The sequence below is a fragment of the Streptomyces sp. NPDC020597 genome (genome assembly GCF_044335095.1).
Taxonomy (GTDB): Bacteria; Actinomycetota; Actinomycetes; order Streptomycetales; family Streptomycetaceae; genus Streptomyces.
This window is the reverse complement of sequence record NZ_JBIRUL010000024.1, coordinates 25457-40385: the sequence shown is the minus strand read 5'-3', so window position 1 is coordinate 40385 and position 14929 is coordinate 25457. Positions and strand designations below refer to the sequence as shown.

The 14929-nt window shown below is 74.0% G+C and carries 14 protein-coding genes and 1 pseudogene; 8 read left to right on the top strand and 7 right to left on the bottom strand.

What is annotated here, in order from left to right:
• Positions 1–284 precede the first annotated feature (284 nt).
• Positions 285–1052 carry an intradiol ring-cleavage dioxygenase gene (locus ACH4ZA_RS30850; RefSeq protein ID WP_398432604.1) on the top strand — a complete coding sequence of 256 codons (768 nt, stop codon included), beginning with the start codon at positions 285–287 and terminating at the stop codon, positions 1050–1052.
• 35 nt (positions 1053–1087) lie between these two features.
• Here ACH4ZA_RS30850 and ACH4ZA_RS30845 read toward each other — a convergent pair.
• Positions 1088–1306, bottom strand: a pseudogene (locus tag ACH4ZA_RS30845) (FAD-dependent oxidoreductase); the annotation flags it as partial.
• Between the two features lie 84 nt (positions 1307–1390).
• Between ACH4ZA_RS30845 and ACH4ZA_RS30840 the strand changes: the two are divergent.
• Positions 1391–1570, top strand: coding sequence for a DUF397 domain-containing protein (locus ACH4ZA_RS30840; RefSeq protein WP_398432602.1), 180 nt, complete (start codon positions 1391–1393; stop codon positions 1568–1570).
• A gap of 19 nt (positions 1571–1589) precedes the next feature.
• On the opposite strand, the gene ACH4ZA_RS30835 is transcribed toward ACH4ZA_RS30840, so the two are convergent.
• The 3 genes from ACH4ZA_RS30835 to ACH4ZA_RS30825 all read right to left on the bottom strand — a co-directional run bounded on the left by ACH4ZA_RS30835 (position 1590) and on the right by ACH4ZA_RS30825 (position 4532).
• On the bottom strand, positions 1590–2240 hold the full coding sequence (locus ACH4ZA_RS30835) for a DUF4360 domain-containing protein (RefSeq protein WP_319282410.1): 651 nt from the start codon (positions 2238–2240) through the stop codon (positions 1590–1592).
• 254 nt (positions 2241–2494) lie between these two features.
• The gene (locus ACH4ZA_RS30830) at positions 2495–2953 is read right to left on the bottom strand and encodes an Rrf2 family transcriptional regulator (RefSeq protein ID WP_319282407.1); all 459 of its coding nucleotides are present in this window, start codon (positions 2951–2953) and stop codon (positions 2495–2497) included.
• Positions 2954–3017: 64 nt separating this feature from the next.
• A complete protein-coding gene (locus ACH4ZA_RS30825) occupies positions 3018–4532 on the bottom strand; it encodes an alpha-N-arabinofuranosidase (protein WP_319282405.1) in 1515 nt (504 codons plus the stop codon).
• Between the two features lie 298 nt (positions 4533–4830).
• Here ACH4ZA_RS30825 and ACH4ZA_RS30820 point away from each other — a divergent pair, with 298 nt between their 5' ends.
• Genes ACH4ZA_RS30820 through ACH4ZA_RS30810 form a run of 3 tightly spaced genes read left to right on the top strand, consistent with a single transcriptional unit; the run spans position 4831 to position 8178 of the window.
• Positions 4831–5454 (top strand): toxin-antitoxin system, toxin component family protein, encoded by a 624-nt coding sequence (locus tag ACH4ZA_RS30820; protein ID WP_319282403.1) that lies wholly within the window; start codon positions 4831–4833, stop codon positions 5452–5454.
• Positions 5451–6785 (top strand): MAB_1171c family putative transporter, encoded by a 1335-nt coding sequence (locus tag ACH4ZA_RS30815; protein ID WP_398432601.1) that lies wholly within the window; start codon positions 5451–5453, stop codon positions 6783–6785. Before ACH4ZA_RS30820 ends, ACH4ZA_RS30815 begins: the two co-directional genes overlap by 4 nt.
• Complete coding sequence (locus tag ACH4ZA_RS30810; RefSeq protein ID WP_398432600.1) at positions 6778–8178, top strand: NAD(P)/FAD-dependent oxidoreductase; 1401 nt, start codon at positions 6778–6780, stop codon at positions 8176–8178. Before ACH4ZA_RS30815 ends, ACH4ZA_RS30810 begins: the two co-directional genes overlap by 8 nt.
• A 121-nt stretch (positions 8179–8299) precedes the next feature.
• Here ACH4ZA_RS30810 and ACH4ZA_RS30805 read toward each other — a convergent pair whose 3' ends face one another.
• Both ACH4ZA_RS30805 and ACH4ZA_RS30800 read right to left on the bottom strand, forming a co-directional pair.
• Positions 8300–9151 carry an SMP-30/gluconolactonase/LRE family protein gene (locus ACH4ZA_RS30805; protein ID WP_398432599.1) on the bottom strand — a complete coding sequence of 284 codons (852 nt, stop codon included), beginning with the start codon at positions 9149–9151 and terminating at the stop codon, positions 8300–8302.
• A complete protein-coding gene (locus tag ACH4ZA_RS30800; protein WP_319281276.1) occupies positions 9148–9921 on the bottom strand; it encodes an IclR family transcriptional regulator in 774 nt (257 codons plus the stop codon). The genes ACH4ZA_RS30805 and ACH4ZA_RS30800 overlap by 4 nt, the downstream gene beginning before the upstream one ends.
• Positions 9922–10053: 132 nt before the next feature.
• Here ACH4ZA_RS30800 and ACH4ZA_RS30795 point away from each other — a divergent pair, with 132 nt between their 5' ends.
• A complete protein-coding gene (locus ACH4ZA_RS30795) occupies positions 10054–10653 on the top strand; it encodes a hypothetical protein (RefSeq protein WP_319281278.1) in 600 nt (199 codons plus the stop codon).
• 37 nt (positions 10654–10690) lie between these two features.
• Here ACH4ZA_RS30795 and ACH4ZA_RS30790 read toward each other — a convergent pair whose 3' ends face one another.
• Positions 10691–11587, bottom strand: a complete 897-nt coding sequence (locus ACH4ZA_RS30790) for a hypothetical protein (RefSeq protein WP_319281279.1) — start codon at positions 11585–11587, stop codon at positions 10691–10693.
• A gap of 161 nt (positions 11588–11748) precedes the next feature.
• Here ACH4ZA_RS30790 and ACH4ZA_RS30785 point away from each other — a divergent pair, with 161 nt between their 5' ends.
• Positions 11749–13266 carry an acyl-CoA synthetase gene (locus ACH4ZA_RS30785; RefSeq protein ID WP_398432598.1) on the top strand — a complete coding sequence of 506 codons (1518 nt, stop codon included), beginning with the start codon at positions 11749–11751 and terminating at the stop codon, positions 13264–13266.
• Positions 13263–14870, top strand: coding sequence for a carboxyl transferase domain-containing protein (locus ACH4ZA_RS30780; RefSeq protein WP_398432597.1), 1608 nt, complete (start codon positions 13263–13265; stop codon positions 14868–14870). The genes ACH4ZA_RS30785 and ACH4ZA_RS30780 overlap by 4 nt, the downstream gene beginning before the upstream one ends.
• Positions 14871–14929: the final 59 nt, after the last annotated feature.

Below are 14929 nucleotides of genomic sequence, written 5' to 3'. Positions count from 1 at the left end.
TGCGAACGCTCCTTCAGTGGGGGACCTCACCGTTCGTGATGCCGTACGACAGTCGCGTCGCCGGACGGTGAACGTAGAATCGAACGCTTTGCGCGTCAACGGTTCTCGCGCCACCGCGAAAGTCCTCGAAAAGCACCGAAAAGCCACGACGGCCTCCGCGTCGCGGGCCCATGGGGGCGACCCCGGGCATCCCGCCCTGTCCTGTCCTGCAAGGTCCTTGACGTTTCGCCGGTTTGCCCGACTGACAGCCTCCGTACAGGAACCGCCCCTAGGGTGCCGTGCTCATGACAGACACTTCAGATGCGCGCACCCCCATCGGACGCCGCACCGTGCTCGTCGCCACGGGCGCGACCGCGGCGGCCCTGGCCGTCGGAGCCGCCGCCAGGCCCGACGCCCCCACCGCCGAAGCGGACGGCACCGCCCCCGTCACCGTCGCGGCCGTCTGCACCCTCACCAAGGAGATGACCGAAGGCCCCTACTACCTGGACGGACAGTACGTCCGCGCCGACATCACCGAGGGCAAGGCGGGCATCCCGCTGAAGCTCGCCCTCACGGTCGTCGACGACGACACCTGCGTCCCGATCAGCAACGCGCTGGTGGAGCTCTGGCACGCCGACGCCCTCGGCGAGTACTCCGGCTTCGTCGGCAACAACGGCCACACCGAGCCGGACAGCGGCACCTTCCTGCGCGGCGGCGTCCTGACGAACGCGTCCGGCGTCGCCTCGATCACCACGGTCTACCCCGGCTGGTACCGCGGGCGCTGCGCGCACATCCACGTCAAGGTCCACACGAACGTCACCCTGACCTCGGACGGCTCCTTCACCGGCGGCCAGGAACTGCACACCGGCCAGCTCTTCTTCGACGAGACGATCACCACCGCCGTCGCGCGGGTCTCCCCGTACTCCACCAACAGGGTCACCCGCACGACCCTCGCCCAGGACTCGATCTACGACGACGCGGGGGCCGCCTCCGGCCTGCTCACCCTGACGGCGCTGGGCAGCTCGACCTCGTCGGGCTACGCGGGCACGCTCACCCTCGGCGTCGAACGCTGACGCCCGCCATGTGACCATCCCCGTCCGACTGGACGTCACCGGATGAGCGGCGGCGTCCAGTCGGCGTGCCGGAGGGCGACGCGCAGCATCACCGCGGACGGCACCAGCCGCACAGCGGTGTCGCGCAGGGCCATGGCGGAGGGATGCGTCAGCCGGTGCCCCATCCGGCCCGCCTGCCGGGCCGCGCGGGCAACGGACTGGGCGCGCGGTCGCCGTATCGCGTCGTAGCGGCGCAGCGCGGACGCGGCGGTGGGCGTCCACCACCTCCCGGCGGGCGGCGGGCTCACCGACGATCGACGCGACGGCGCCGGGCGCCTCCGCGCCGTACGGGACGCCCGGTGACTGTGTCGAGGTCGCGCTCGACGGAAGCGGGTCCGGCCAGCAGCGGCGGCGACGGCATCGAGGGCGCCGCCCGTCCCGCGCGGATCCATGTCCGCGACTCCGAGGCCGAGAGCGGTCCCGGGCTCGCCCCCTCCCTCGCCGCGTGGGCCGTGTTCGTGACCCACACGGCGAAGTGACCCTAGGGTCGCGGGCCGCTCACTTGGCCGGGCACTGCTGCCAGGCCATGTGGTAGACGGTGCTGAGGTCGCCGTCGGTCGAGTCCATCGTCATGAAGCTGACCTTGCTCGGCGAGGACGAGCCCGCGTTGACCCGGAGCTCGGTGTTGATGTTGAAGTTGCGCTGGACTCCGCAGGGGGCCCAGACGAGTTGGGCCCAGTCGGTGGTGTCGGTGGCCTGCCAGTTGTCGTTGTAGGAACCGGAGAAGTTGTGGTTCTTGAACACCGTCTGCGACGACCCCTGGAAGTAGTACGAGGCCCGCTGCACGGCGCTCGCGCCCGACTGGAGTGAGGCGTAGCCGCGGTAGTCCGCCTTGGCGATGGCGTAGGTGAAGCCCGAGGGGACGTGGACGATCAGGTTGAGCTGGCAGTTCTTGCGGAAGGCCGTGGGGTTGGAGCCGCCGCCGACCTGGGCGAGGTAGTCGCTGTAGGTCACGGTGAAGGCGGTGTTGTCCTCGGACACGGCGACGGCGGCCGTGCCCGCGGGACAGCCGGAGCCGTTCACCGTGGCGACGTCGATGACGATCCTGTCCGGCGGCGGGTTGTCGAACACGGGGGACGAGTTGTGCGCGGGTACCGCCGCGGTGATCAGCGCGGCGACCGCGCCGCCCAGAAGCAGCCCATTTGCCATGGTGACTCTCCTTGGTTCAACGGAAAACCTGTGGAGTTCCTGTGAAGAACTGGGGGGGCGCTCGCATCGTAGGAATGCCACCGAGGCGCGGCCAGGTAGAACTCCGGCCATTCACCCAGTCCCGTTCACACCCCTACCGAGATCCCCGAACGAGCCTGAGGACAAAGGGAGTTGACGTTGTGTCCACAGACTCCGAGCAGCCCCGCCGCCGAGGATTCCCCGCACCGCTCAGAGCAGGCCCCGGACCGCCGCGCTCACGGGTTCTCCCAGGCCGCCGGCTCCGCCGCCAGCTCCTTCACCGGGACCGGCAGCGCGTCGGCGGCGATGTCCGCGATCGTGACGCCCTCCAGGATGCGGCGCACGTTGGCCCGCAGCGCGATCCACAGCGGCAGCAGCGGCTGCGCCGACCCCGTGTACGACAGTCCCGTCGGGCGTTCGCCGCGCACGGACACGATCGGGCCGTCCACCGCCCGGATGACGTCCGCGACGGTGATCGCCGCCGGGTCGCGGGCCAGCCGGTAGCCCCCGCCGCCGCCGCGCCGGCTGTCGACGATCCCGCCGCGCCGCAGGTCGCCGAGGATCCCCTCGAGGAACTTGTGCGGGATGTCCTGCTCGGCGGCGATCGCCTCCGCCTTCACCGGGTCGCCGCCTTGCCGCACCGCGAGCTCCAGCACCGCCCGCACCGCGTAGTCCGCTCTTGCCGAGATCCTCATGCGTCCATTGTGGGGTCAGCGGCCGGCCGTGCCCGCCGCCGACCCCGTCCCGGGACGTCCGGGCCTACGCCAGCCGGATCATGTTCCACGACAGCGGCTCCAGCGTCGCCGTCAGCCTGCCGTCCGTCAGCGCGGTGCCCTCGGCCGGGTGCGGAGCGACCCGCTCGGGGTCGGCGAGGGTGTTGCGGGCGTCCGGGTCGGCGTCCGCGAGCACGCTGTGCTCGACGACCGACGTCAGCTCCAGCCCGTGCAGGGCGACCTGGAGCGGCAGCGCGTCGGTGCGGCTGCGGTTCACGGCGAAGACGGTGACCGTGCCGTCCTCGGCGCGGACCGCGGTGGCGTGCAGCAGGTCCGTCGTGCCGTGCTTGCGCGTCTCGTACGTCGGCGAGTCCACCCGCACGTCGAGGACGGTGCCGCGACCGTGCCGGGACGCCTGCGCGAACGGGAAGAACGTCGTCTGCCGCCAGGCCGGGCCGCCCGGCTCGGTGAGGATCGGCGCGATCACGTTGACGAGCTGGGCGAGACAGGCGACCGTCACCCGGTCGGCGTGGCGCAGCAGCGCGATGAGGAGCGAGCCGAAGACGACGGCGTCGGTGACGCTGTAGTTGTCCTCGAGCTGGCGCGGGGCCTCCGGCCAGTCCCCCTGCTCGATGCCCTTGGCCTGCTCCTCCCACTCGCGCAGGTACCAGACGTTCCACTCGTCGAAGGAGAGGTTGATCCGCTTCTTCGACTTGAGCCGCGCGCCGATGTGGTCGGCGGTCGCGACGACGTTGTCGATGAACGACTCCATGTCGACGGCTGAGGCGAGGAAGGAGTCGACGTCGCCGTCCTCGGGCCAGTAGTAGGCGTGCAGGGAGATGTAGTCGACGAGGTCGTACGTCTCGGCGAGGACCTTCGCCTCCCATTCGGCGAACGTCGGCATGGACTGGCTGGAGGAGCCACAGGCGACGAGTTCGACGCCGGGGTCCATCTGGCGCATGGCGCGGGCGGTCTCGGCGGCGACGCGGCCGTACTCCTCGGCCGTCTTGTGGCCGGTCTGCCAGGGGCCGTCCATCTCGTTCCCCAGGCACCACAGCCGGATCCCGAACGGCTCCTTGTCGCCGTGGGCGACGCGCAGGTCGGAGAGGGCCGTGCCGGACGGGTGGTTGGCGTACTCCTGGAGCTCCAGGGCCTCGGCGACGCCGCGCGTGCCGAGGTTGACCGCCATCATCGGCTCGGCCTGCGGGCCGATCTTCCGGAGGAAGCCGATGTACTCGGAGAGGCCGAAGCGGTTCGTCTCCGTCGAGTGCCAGGCCAGGTCGAGCCGGCGGGGCCGCTCCGCGGCCGGGCCGACGGAGTCCTCCCACTTGTAGCCGGAGACGAAGTTGCCGCCGGGGTAGCGCACGGCGGTGACGCCGAGTTCGCGGACCAGGTCCAGCACGTCGGTGCGCAGGCCCTCGGCGTCCGCGCTGGGGTGGCCGGGTTCGTAGAGGCCGGTGTAGACGCAGCGGCCCAGGTGTTCCACGAAGCTGCCGAAGAGACGGGGGTCGACCTCGCCGACGGTGAAGGCGGGGTCGAGGGTGAAGCGGGCGGTGCTCATCTTGGCCTTTCGGGTTCGGTCTCCCCCCGGCCCTGACGCCCAGGCGGCCGGCCCTCCCCGGACCCTCCTCCGTCGCGTCGTGGCCTGGTGGGCCGGTGGGCCGCGCGGTTCGACATGCCGGATAGTGATCGCTGCTCCGAACGGACCGTAGATTCGAAGCGGGCGCTCGTCAATGCCTTCGGCGCGAGTTCTGACAGCGCTTTCTGTCCTTGACCGTGCAACGACTTCTCGTGACGCGGACACAACCAGCCGCGTAGTCTCGGACCGGCCGTCGCCGGGCGGCCGGAAGGGGGAGCCGATGGACGTCGCGGGCGCGCGCGGGAGGGCGTCCCGGATCGCCTCGGCGCTGCGGCGCGCGAGGACCGGCCCGGCCATGCGCGAGCTGACCGGCGAGCTCGCCGCGGCACTGCGGGCGCGCGCCGAACGGCCCCACGGGGTACGCGAGTTGTGCCGGGCGCTGTGCGAGGAACTGTCCGCGCGGCGCGGCGGACGGCCGGTGGAGGTGCGCTTCGAGCGGTTCCCCGACGAGATCGACGTGACCGGGCTCTGGGTCGAGTTCCAGGACTTCGACCTGGTCATCGTCGAGGAACGGGCCGAGGCCGTCCAGCAGTTGGTCATCCTCGGCCATGAGCTGTGGCATCTGCACGCCGGGCACCGGCACCACCATCGCGGCCTCGGCACGGTCGCCGCGGGCGTCCTGGCCGACCGCTCCGGCTGGGAGTCCGCCGCCCTGGCCTTCGCCGCCCGCGACGGCTCCCGGGAGGACGACGAGGCCGAGGCCGACGACTTCGGCCACCGGCTGGCCGCCCGCTTCCGGCGCCACCTCGCCGAGCCCGGGCCGGCCGCCGCCCAGGACGCCGCGGACACCGCCGCGGTCCAGCGGACCCTCGGCTACCGCGGACGCAGGGGGACCCTGCGGTGAGTCACGGGCTGTACATCTCCTTCTGGCTGCCCACGGCGGTGCTGGGGGCCGCCCTCGCCATCAAGCTGCCCAGCATCGTCAAGCTCTGGCGGGACCCGCTGCTGCGCGCGGTCGGCGGCCTGCTCGTCTTCGGCTGCGCGGTGTTCGTCTTCGCGGCCCCGAAGACCATCGCCTGGACCAACCGGGTCACCGGCGTGCCGAACATCGCCGCGCCCTGGGTGTACTCGCTGCTCACCGCGCTCTCCGCGTCCTGGCTGCTGCTGATCATCGCCTGGCGCAACGGCCGCACCGAGCGCTCGGCCCAGACGCGGCGGACGACCCGTCTGGTGGTCTGCGTCTACGCGGCGGTGGTGGTGGCGCTGTGGGTGCTGTTCGCGCTCGCGGACGTGCCCGTGGAGCGGATCCGGGACCTGGACACGTACTACGCCAACACGCCCTTCATGCGTGAGGAGATCCTGCTCTACCTGGTCGCGCACACCGTGGCGTGCTCGGTCACGGCCCGCCTGGTGTGGAACTGGAGCCGGACCGACGGCCTCGACGCGTGGCTGCGCTGGGGACTGCGCTTCCTGGGGGCCGGCTATGTGACGAACCTGCTGTTCAGCGCGGCCAAGCTGACGGCCGTCGGCGCGCGTTGGACCGGGCACGACCTGGACTGGCTGAACACCGGCATCGCACCCTCGGCGGCGTGCGTCGCCGCCACGCTCGTCGCGATCGGCTTCATCGTGCCGCACGCCGGCCAGTACCTCCAGGAGCGCTGGCGGGTGCGCCGCCGCCACCGGAGCCTGCAGCCGCTGTCCCGGCTGATGCGGACCGTCACCGGCGGCCGGGAGCCGTTCGACCTGCGCGCCACCCCGGAACTGCGGCTGATCCGCCGTGAGACGTTCATCCGCGACGCCCTCCTCCCGCTGGCCCGCCGCCTGGACGACGATCTGCGCGCCCGGGCCTACGACGCCGCCGTCGGCCTCGGCGTCGAACGCGGCCGGGCCCAGGCCCTGGCGGCCGCCGTGGCGCTGCTGGACGCCGTGGAGGCGCGCGAGCGCGCGCACCGCCCGGCGGCCGCCGCCGAGGCGACGCGGCCCCCGCGGCGCGACGGCGGGGCCGCCCTGCCGGCTTCCGCCGCTCCCCCCGCTCCCCGCGCCGCGTCCGGCTCCGCCGCGTCCGTCGCCTCCGCCTCTCCCGGCCCTTCTGCTCCGTTCCCCGCCGGCCCGGACGCCACGTATCTCCTGCGGGAGATCCAGGCCGTGTCCCAGGCCCTGCGCCACCCCGACGACATCCAGGCGGTCCGCGCCCGCGCGGCCGCCCCGGCAGAGAGCATCTCCACGCATGACTGAACCCTCCAACCCCGCCAGAACCGCCGTAGTCCTGGGGGGATCCCATGCGGGCATGCTCGCGGCACGCGCCCTGACCGGCCTCGCCGACCGGGTCGTCGTCATCGAGCGCGACGTGCTGCCCGACGGCCCCGCGCCCCGCAAGGGGCTGCCCCAGGCACGTCACGCCCACATGCTGTGGTCGGGCGGGGTGCGGGCGGTGGAGGAGCTGCTGCCGGACGTCACCGGGGCGCTCCGGGCGGCAGGGGCGCGCCGCGCGCCGGTCACGACGGACATGGTGGTCCTCGGCCCGCGCGGCTGGTTCCGCCGCTGGCCCGAGTCGCACCACGTGATCCTGGCCGGGCGCGACCTCCTGGACGCGACGGTCCGGGCCCGGGTGCTGGCCGACGAGCGGGTCGAGCTGTGCTCGGGGGCCGAGGTCTCGGGACTGGTGGGGGACGCGGGCGCGGTCACCGGCGTGCGGGTGCGCGAGGGCGGCGCGGAGCGCGTAATCGAGGCGGGCCTGGTCGTCGACGCCAGCGGGCGGGGGTCGCGGGCGGCGGGCTGGCTGACGGAGCTCGGCCTGCCGGCCGTGGAGCGGCGCGAGGTGGACTCCGGACTGGCGTACGCCAGCCGGCTGTACCTCGCGCCCGGGCCGGCCCGCTCCGGGTACCCGATCGTCAACGTGCAGCCCGACCCGCGGGACGCCGGGCCCGGCCGCGCCGGGTTCCTGCTGCCGATCGAGGACGGCCGCTGGATCGTCACCCTCAACGGCACCCGGGGCGGCGAACCCTCCCCCCACAACGACGACTTCGTCCGCTTCGCCCGCGAGGAGCTGCGCCACCCCGTCATCGGGCAGCTCCTCGAACAGGCCGAGCCGCTGTCCGACGTGGCGTACACCCGCTCCACCGTCAACCGCCGCCATTTCTACGAGCGGATGGCGGCCTGGCCCGACAACTTCGTCGTCCTCGGCGACGCCCTCGCCGCGTACAACCCGCTCTACGGGCACGGCCTCGCGGTCGCCGCCCAGAGCGCGGTACTGCTGCGCGACACCGTCCGGCGGCACGGGTGGGCCACGGCGGGGCTGGCCCGGCGTGCGCAGAAGGCGGTGGCCCGGCCCGTCGCGACCGCCTGGGACCTCGCCGTCGGCCAGGACGTGTTCTACCCCGGCGCGACCGAGACCGGCCCCACCCGGCGGGACCGGCTCGTGGCCGCGTACGTCGGCCGGCTGATGCTCACCGCCACCGGCAACGGCCGTTTGGCCCGCCGTTTGACGGACGTGACGTCCCTGGAGCGCGGCCCCCAGATCCTGCTGACGCCCTCCACCCTCGCGTCGGCCGCCGTCGGCCCCCTCCGCCCGCCCCTGTCCGGCCCGCCGCTGACGGTCGACGAACGCAGGCGAGCGGGCCTGCGATAGCCGGGCGGAGCCTCCCCGCCCCGGCGACGCGCAACGCCGGCCCGTGCGGGGCCGGCGGGCGTCCGTGGCTGACGGGCGTCGGTCGGTCGGGGGCGTCGCCGGCCGAGGTGGCCGGCGGCGGTCAGCCGGCGAAGGCGGGCTGGGGCAGGCCCTTGCCGGCGTTCGGGAGCACCAGGAGGGAGCCCGCCGTCGGGTGCGGGGCGTCGAGGCCCACGCGGGCCGTGGTGACGTACAGATCAGTTAGGTCCGGGCCGCCGAAGGCGCAGGCGGTGATCCGCGGGGTGGGCAGGTCGATCTGCCGGTCCAGGACGCCCGCCGGGGTGTAGCGGCGTACCGCGGCCCCGTCCCACAGCGCCACCCACACACAGCCGTCGGCGTCGACGGTGAGGCCGTCGGGGAATCCGGCCCCCTCCTCCAGCGCGACGAAGGGGCGGCGGCCGGACACCCGCCCGTCCGACGAGAAGTCGAAGACGTCGATGCGGCGCGTCGGCGAGTCGACGTAGTACATCAGCGTGCCGTCCGGGCTCCACCCCGTCCCGTTGCTCACCGCCACGTCGTCGAGGACCACCTCGGCCGCCCCCGCGCCGGTGAGACGGCACAGGGAGCCGCCGCCGGGGGCCTCGTCGTAGCGCATGGTGCCGGCCCACAGGGAGCCGTCCGGGGCGACGGCCGCGTCGTTGGCGCGGCGGCCCGGGACGGGCTCGTGGCGCAGCCAGCGGAAGCCGCCGTCCGGATCGAGGAGGCCCACGCCGTCCCGGAGGTTGAGGACCAGGCCGCCCCCCTCCCGGGGCTTGACCGCGCCCACGTGCTGGTGGGTCGCGCGGACCGTGCGGCGGCCGGTGGCCGGGTCGTACGCGTGCAGCCGGCTGCCCAGGATGTCGATCCAGAGCAGCCGGCCGGCGACCGGGTCCCAGGTCGGGCCCTCGCCGAGGACCGCCTCGGCCCGTACGGCCACCTCGTAGCGCGTGGTCATGCGGCGCTCCGGTAGCCGAGCAGCTCGGACAGGTCGCCGGCTCCCTTCAGGGCGAGCTGTTCCAGATCCCCGCGGCGCTCCTCGCTCCAGCGGATCATGGGGACGGAGATGGACAGGGCGGCGACGACCTGTCCCGTGCGGTCGCGCACCGGCGCGGCCACACAGCTGACGTCCGGGTTGGACTCGCGGTTCTCGACCGCGACGCCCCGCTCCCGGATCTCGGCCAGCGCTTCCCGCAGCGCCTTGGGCTCGGTGATGCTGTTCGGGGTCATCCGCACGAGTTCGGCGTCGTCGGGGATGCGCGCGGCGAGCTCCTGTTCGGGGAGCGAGGCCAGCAGCATCTTGCCGACGGAGGTGCAGTGGGCGGGCAGGCGGCGGCCGGCCGCCGACACCATCCGGACCGCGTGCGTGGAGTCGACCTTCGCGATGTAGATGACGTCGGCCCCTTCCAGGATCGCCACGTGCACCGTCTCGTCACACGTTTCGGCGACGGTGCGGGCGACCTGCTGACCCTCGGCGGCGAGGTCCAGTTGCTCGGCGTACCGGCTGCCGAGCTGGTAGGGGCGTACCCCCAGACGGTATCGTCCGGGTTGTCCGGGGACGGGCACGATGTACGCCCGGGCGGAGAGCGTGGTCACGAGTTCGTGCACCGTGGTGCGCGGAAGCTGGAGCTTGCGCACGATGTCGGGGGCGGAGAGCGAACCGTCCCCGTCCAGGAAGAGCTCGAGAATGTCGAGAGCTCGGGTCACGGCAGGTACGAGGCGTCCCACGACGGGCCCCCTCTCTTGGTCTGTGGCCTGAGTGGCTATGTTCGAGATATCAACAGGCGATCGGCATGACGAACACAGGCTGTCATAAGGTGTTGCGGCGGGCAATGGTCGTGAGTCGTGCGGTGGGCCAGGATGGGACGCATGCCGACCCAGAAACGCCTCGCGGGCTCGTTCACGCCGCTCGACTTCCAGCTGGTCCTGCTGCGCCGCATGGCCGACCACAACCCGGATCTGGTGGAGAACGCCCGCCACGAACTGGGCGTTTCCCTCACACAGATGAGGGAGGCCAACAAGCGTTGGCAGGCGATGGTCCACTCCCCGCACGCACGGGGCTCGCTCTCGCGGCATCGCTCGGTCCTCGGCGAACCCGAGTCGAGAACCGCCCGGCGCGTCGGCGACCTCGACTGCGAGGCATGGCTCTGGCCGATCCCGCTCTGGCCCGACCTGCGCTTCGAGGTGCTGCTCGCCCCGAACGGCTCGGTCTGGAACGAGTGGCTGGTCCGCGCCCCGGGGGCACGGCCGCCGTTCCTGCAGTCCCTGGCCGACCTCACGCCCTGGTCCTGCACGGTCGACGAGGCCGCCCACGCCTTCGCCCCGGCCCGCCCGCTCGAAGGCACCGCCCCCGCCCGCTGGGGACTGGCCTTCTCCGCGCCGGACGGGCGGGGGACCCGGCGGGACGTCGTCGCCGAGTTCACCTGGGGCCTGCTCCAGCGGACGGCCGTCAGGGAGTGACGGCTCACCGCCGGGTCACCGACGGCTCATCGACGGCTCACCGGCTCCGCGCACCGTCCGCAGCCGACCCGGCAGCGCTCAGGATGCCCGCGACGACGTGCGGCACGGACTGCGGGTGCAGGAACAGGAACAGGTTCGGCTCGACCAGCTCCAGCTCCATCACCCGCGGCTCCCCGTCGTCGCCGTCCACCAGGTCGACTCGGGCGTAGAGCAGCTCGGGCGCGTCCGGCACGGCGGCCAGGGCGCGCTCGGCCACGGACAGCTCGGCCGGGGACGGCGTCCAGGGCTCCAGACCGGGGTGGGCGATCTTGTCGGCGTCGAAGGCGGTGCCGGGGGCGAGGACGGCCCGCTTGCGGCTCGCGTGCAGGAGGCGGCCGCCGAAGAACTGCAGGGCGCGTTCACCGCCGGCGTCGATGCCGCGCACATACGGCTGCACCATCGCCGTCAGCCCCTCCGCGTGCATCCGCGCGAGGTGACGGACGGCCGTCTCGTGGGCGTCGGGCGTATAGCGGGCGGCGTAGCGCGCACCGGCCCCGGAGGCGGGCTTGATCACGTACTCCTCGGCGGCGGGCAGCTCGGCCGGCTCGCCGGGCGCGAAGTAGCGCGTGGGCACGGTCGGCACCCCGGCCGCCGCCAGCTCCCCCAGATACCGCTTGTCGGCGTTCCAGCCCACGACATCGGCCGGGTTGGCGAGCCGGGTGACGGCCGCGACCTTCCGCGTCCAGGCCGCGAACTCGTCCGCCCGCCAGCTGTAGTCCCAGGTGGAGCGGATGACGACGAGGTCGTAGGCGGCCCAGTCGACGTCCGCGTCGTCCCAGAAGACGCCGTCGGCCTCCGCGCCGGCCTCTCGCAGCGCGCTCAGCAGCACCGGGAAGTCGGCGTCCTTGCTCGGCTCCGGCCGGGGGTCGTAGGTGACGAGCGCGATTCGGGCCACGACGGACTCCCTGTTCGTACGACTGTCCGATCACCGGAAGGCTAACAAGCGGTCGAGACGCGGTGGAACGGGCGGCACGGGGAGGTGCGGGCGCGACGCGTGGGGTAGGAAGCTGCTTGTCGCCCCTGTCGCCCGCCTCAGCCGTGCAAGGAGTCCGTCCCGTGTCGTCTCTCTTCCCCGCACTCACGAACGATCCGTCCGGCCGCCCCGCCCTGCGGTTCGGTGCGCGTTCCCTGTCCTACGCGGAGCTCGCCGGCGCGGCCCGCGCCGTCGGCGGCCGCGTGCGGGAGACGACGGGAGTCCAGCCGCACGCGGGCGGCCGGGAGGGGGGAGGCCGGGAGCGGGGAAGGGTCGCCGTGTGGGCCACGCCCGCCCTGGAGACCGCCGTGGCCGTGGTGGGCGCGCTGCTCGCCGGGGCGGCCGCCGTGCCGCTGAACCCGAGGTCGGGCGAGAAGGAGCTCGGGCACATCCTGTCCGACAGCGCGCCGGGCGCGGTGCTGGCGGCCCCGGGCGACGAACTGCCCGAGCCGTTGCGGGCGTTGCCGCGGATCGACGTCGACGTGGACGGGCGCGGCGGCGCGGGGCCGGCCGCGGGCGGCGGGGTGTGGGACGAGCCGTCGGACGACGAGGAGGCCGCCCTCGTCGTGTACACCTCCGGCACCACCGGGCCCCCCAAGGGTGCGGTCATCCCGCGGCGGGCGATCGCCACGACGCTGGACGCCCTCGCCGACGCCTGGCAGTGGACCGGCGAGGACGTCCTCGTGCACGGGCTGCCGCTGTTCCATGTGCACGGGCTGGTGCTGGGAATCCTCGGGCCGCTGCGCCGCGGCGGTTCGGTGCGGCATCTGGGACGGTTCGACACGGAGGGCGTCGTACGGGAGCTGACCGACGGCGCGACCATGCTGTTCGGGGTGCCGACGATGTACCACCGCATCGCCGAGGCCCTGCCGTCCGACCCCGGCCTCGCCGACGCGCTCGCCGGGGCACGGCTGCTGGTGTCCGGTTCGGCCGCACTGCCCGTGCACGACCACGAGCGGATCTCGGCGGCCACCGGACGGCGGGTGATCGAGCGGTACGGCATGACGGAGACGCTGATGAACACCTCCGTACGGGCCGACGGGGAGGCCAGGGCGGGCACCGTCGGGGTGCCGTTGCCGGGGGTGGAGCTGCGGCTCGTCGAGGACGACGGCTCGGTCGTCGGGGCGTACGACGGGGAGAGCGTCGGCGAGATCCAGGTGCGCGGGCCGAACCTCTTCACGGCGTATCTGAACCGGCCGGACGCGACCGCCGCCGCCTTCACCGCCGACGGCTGGTTCCGCACCGGCGACGTGGCCGTCCGCGACCCCGACGGGTATGTGCGGATCGTCGGGCGCAAGGCGACCGATCTCATCAAGAGCGGCGGCTACAAGATCGGCGCCGGCGAGATCGAGAACGTCCTGCTGGAACATCCCGGGGTGCGGGAGGCCGCCGTCACCGGCGAGCCGGACGCGGACCTCGGGGAGCGGGTCGTCGCCTGGGTGGTGCCGGCCGATCCGCAGTCGCCGCCCGCCGAGCGCGAGCTGGCCGACCACGTCGCCCGCCGCCTCGCCCCGCACAAGCGGCCCCGCACGGTCCGCTACCTGGACGCCCTGCCCCGCAACGACATGGGGAAGATCATGAAGCGGGCGCTGCCGGCATGACGGCGCAGCGAGCGAGCGCACGGGAGTTCATCGCCCTGGTCGCCGACGATTTCCACGAACTCCCGCACGTGGAAAGGGAGTCCGCGCCGGACGGGCCGCTCGGCTGGCCCGGCTACGACGCCTCGCGCGAGCGTGCCGCCCGGCGCACCGGCGAGTTCGAGTCCGTGATCTGCGGGGTCGCCCGCGTCGGGGGCGTCCGAGCGGTGCTGATCTCCTTCGAGTTCGGCTTCCTCGGCGGCTCGCTGGGCGAGCGCACCGGCGACCGTCTGGTCGCGGCGTACGCCCACGCCCGCGCACACCGTCTGCCGGTCGTGCCGTTGATCGCCACCGGCGGCAGCAGGATGCAGGAGGGCATGCTCGCCCTCACCCAACTCCAGCGCGTGGCACACGAGTCGGCGCTCACCCGGGAGGCCGGGCTGGCGCAGATCGCGGTCCTGCGGGACCCGACGACCGGCGGCGGCTGGGCCACCCTGGGCGCGGGCGCCGACGTGGTGCTGGCCCTGCCGGGCGCGCAGGTCGGCTTCGCCGGATCACGGGTGCGGCCGGCGGACGCCGACCCGACCGCCTACACGGCGGAGGCGCAGCTCGCGGCGGGGGCCGCGGACGCGGTGGTGCCCGCCACGGAGCTGCGGGACGTGCTGGGGCGCTGGCTGCGCCTCCTGACCGGCGGGACGGCCGCGGCGGAGGGACCACCGGAGGAAGGCACACCCCCCGGCGGGCCGTCCGCGCCCGAGGCGGCGACGGCCCGGTCCGCGGCGCATCCGCACACCCGCCCGGAGGGAACGGCGCACACCGCCGCCCCGCCCGCAGCCGCGCCCCGTCAGCAGTCCCCCGCCGAACCGGCACAGCCCACTCCCTGGACCGCTCCCACCCCCGGGCACACCCGTCCGGAGGCGGCCGCACGCATACCGGCCCCGGTCGAGCCCGCTCCCGTGCCGGGCGCCCTCGGGGCGACGGATCTGCCGGCCACCGGCCGGGACGCGGTGCGGCGGGCCCGGGCGCCGGAACGGCCGCGCGCACAGGCCTACTTGGACGCCTACTTCACCGACCGGCTCGCCGTCCGCGGCGACCGGTGCGGCGGCGCCGACCCTGAGGGGATGCTGTGCGGCTTCGGCCTGCACCGGGGCCGTACGGTCGCCTACGCGGCGCAGACCGGCTCGGCGACCCGGCCCGCCGGCTACCGCACGGCCGCCCGGCTGATCCGGCTCGCCGGCCGGCTCGGCATCCCGGTGCTGACCCTGGTGGACACGCCGGGCGCGGCCAACGACGCGGAGGCGGAGCGGCAGGGCGCCGGCGCGGCGATCGCGGACCTGTTCGGCGCGGTCGCCACCGCCCGCACGCCGCTCACCACGCTGGTGATCGGCGAGGGCGGTTCCGGCGGTGCGCTGGCGCTGGCCGCGCCCGGGCGCACCTGGGCGACGCCGGACAGCTATTTCTCCGTCATCGCGCCGGAGTCGGCGGCGGCGATCCTCAAGCGGCCCCCGCAGGAGGCGGACACGACGGCCGACCAACTACGCCTGAGGCCACAGGATTTGGCGGACCTCGGGGTGATCCGCACCGAGCAGGCACACGGAACGCAGGACAACCACGCGCACCGTCCGTGACAATGAGGACGCGCAGCGCCGCGGAACGGGAGCGGCGGCTGCGCGCAGCGAGGAGCAGG

Excerpts from the sequence above, each read along its gene's own strand:
- ACH4ZA_RS30850 (WP_398432604.1), top strand. The coding sequence starts at position 285 with ATGACAGACACTTCAGATGCGCGCACCCCCATCGGACGCCGCACCGTG.
- ACH4ZA_RS30835 (WP_319282410.1), bottom strand. The coding sequence starts at position 2,240 with ATGGCAAATGGGCTGCTTCTGGGCGGCGCGGTCGCCGCGCTGATCACC.
- ACH4ZA_RS30830 (WP_319282407.1), bottom strand. The coding sequence starts at position 2,953 with ATGAGGATCTCGGCAAGAGCGGACTACGCGGTGCGGGCGGTGCTGGAG.
- ACH4ZA_RS30825 (WP_319282405.1), bottom strand. The coding sequence starts at position 4,532 with ATGAGCACCGCCCGCTTCACCCTCGACCCCGCCTTCACCGTCGGCGAG.
- ACH4ZA_RS30820 (WP_319282403.1), top strand. The coding sequence starts at position 4,831 with ATGGACGTCGCGGGCGCGCGCGGGAGGGCGTCCCGGATCGCCTCGGCG.
- ACH4ZA_RS30810 (WP_398432600.1), top strand. The coding sequence starts at position 6,778 with ATGACTGAACCCTCCAACCCCGCCAGAACCGCCGTAGTCCTGGGGGGA.
- ACH4ZA_RS30805 (WP_398432599.1), bottom strand. The coding sequence starts at position 9,151 with ATGACCACGCGCTACGAGGTGGCCGTACGGGCCGAGGCGGTCCTCGGC.
- ACH4ZA_RS30795 (WP_319281278.1), top strand. The coding sequence starts at position 10,054 with ATGGGACGCATGCCGACCCAGAAACGCCTCGCGGGCTCGTTCACGCCG.
- ACH4ZA_RS30780 (WP_398432597.1), top strand. The coding sequence starts at position 13,263 with ATGACGGCGCAGCGAGCGAGCGCACGGGAGTTCATCGCCCTGGTCGCC.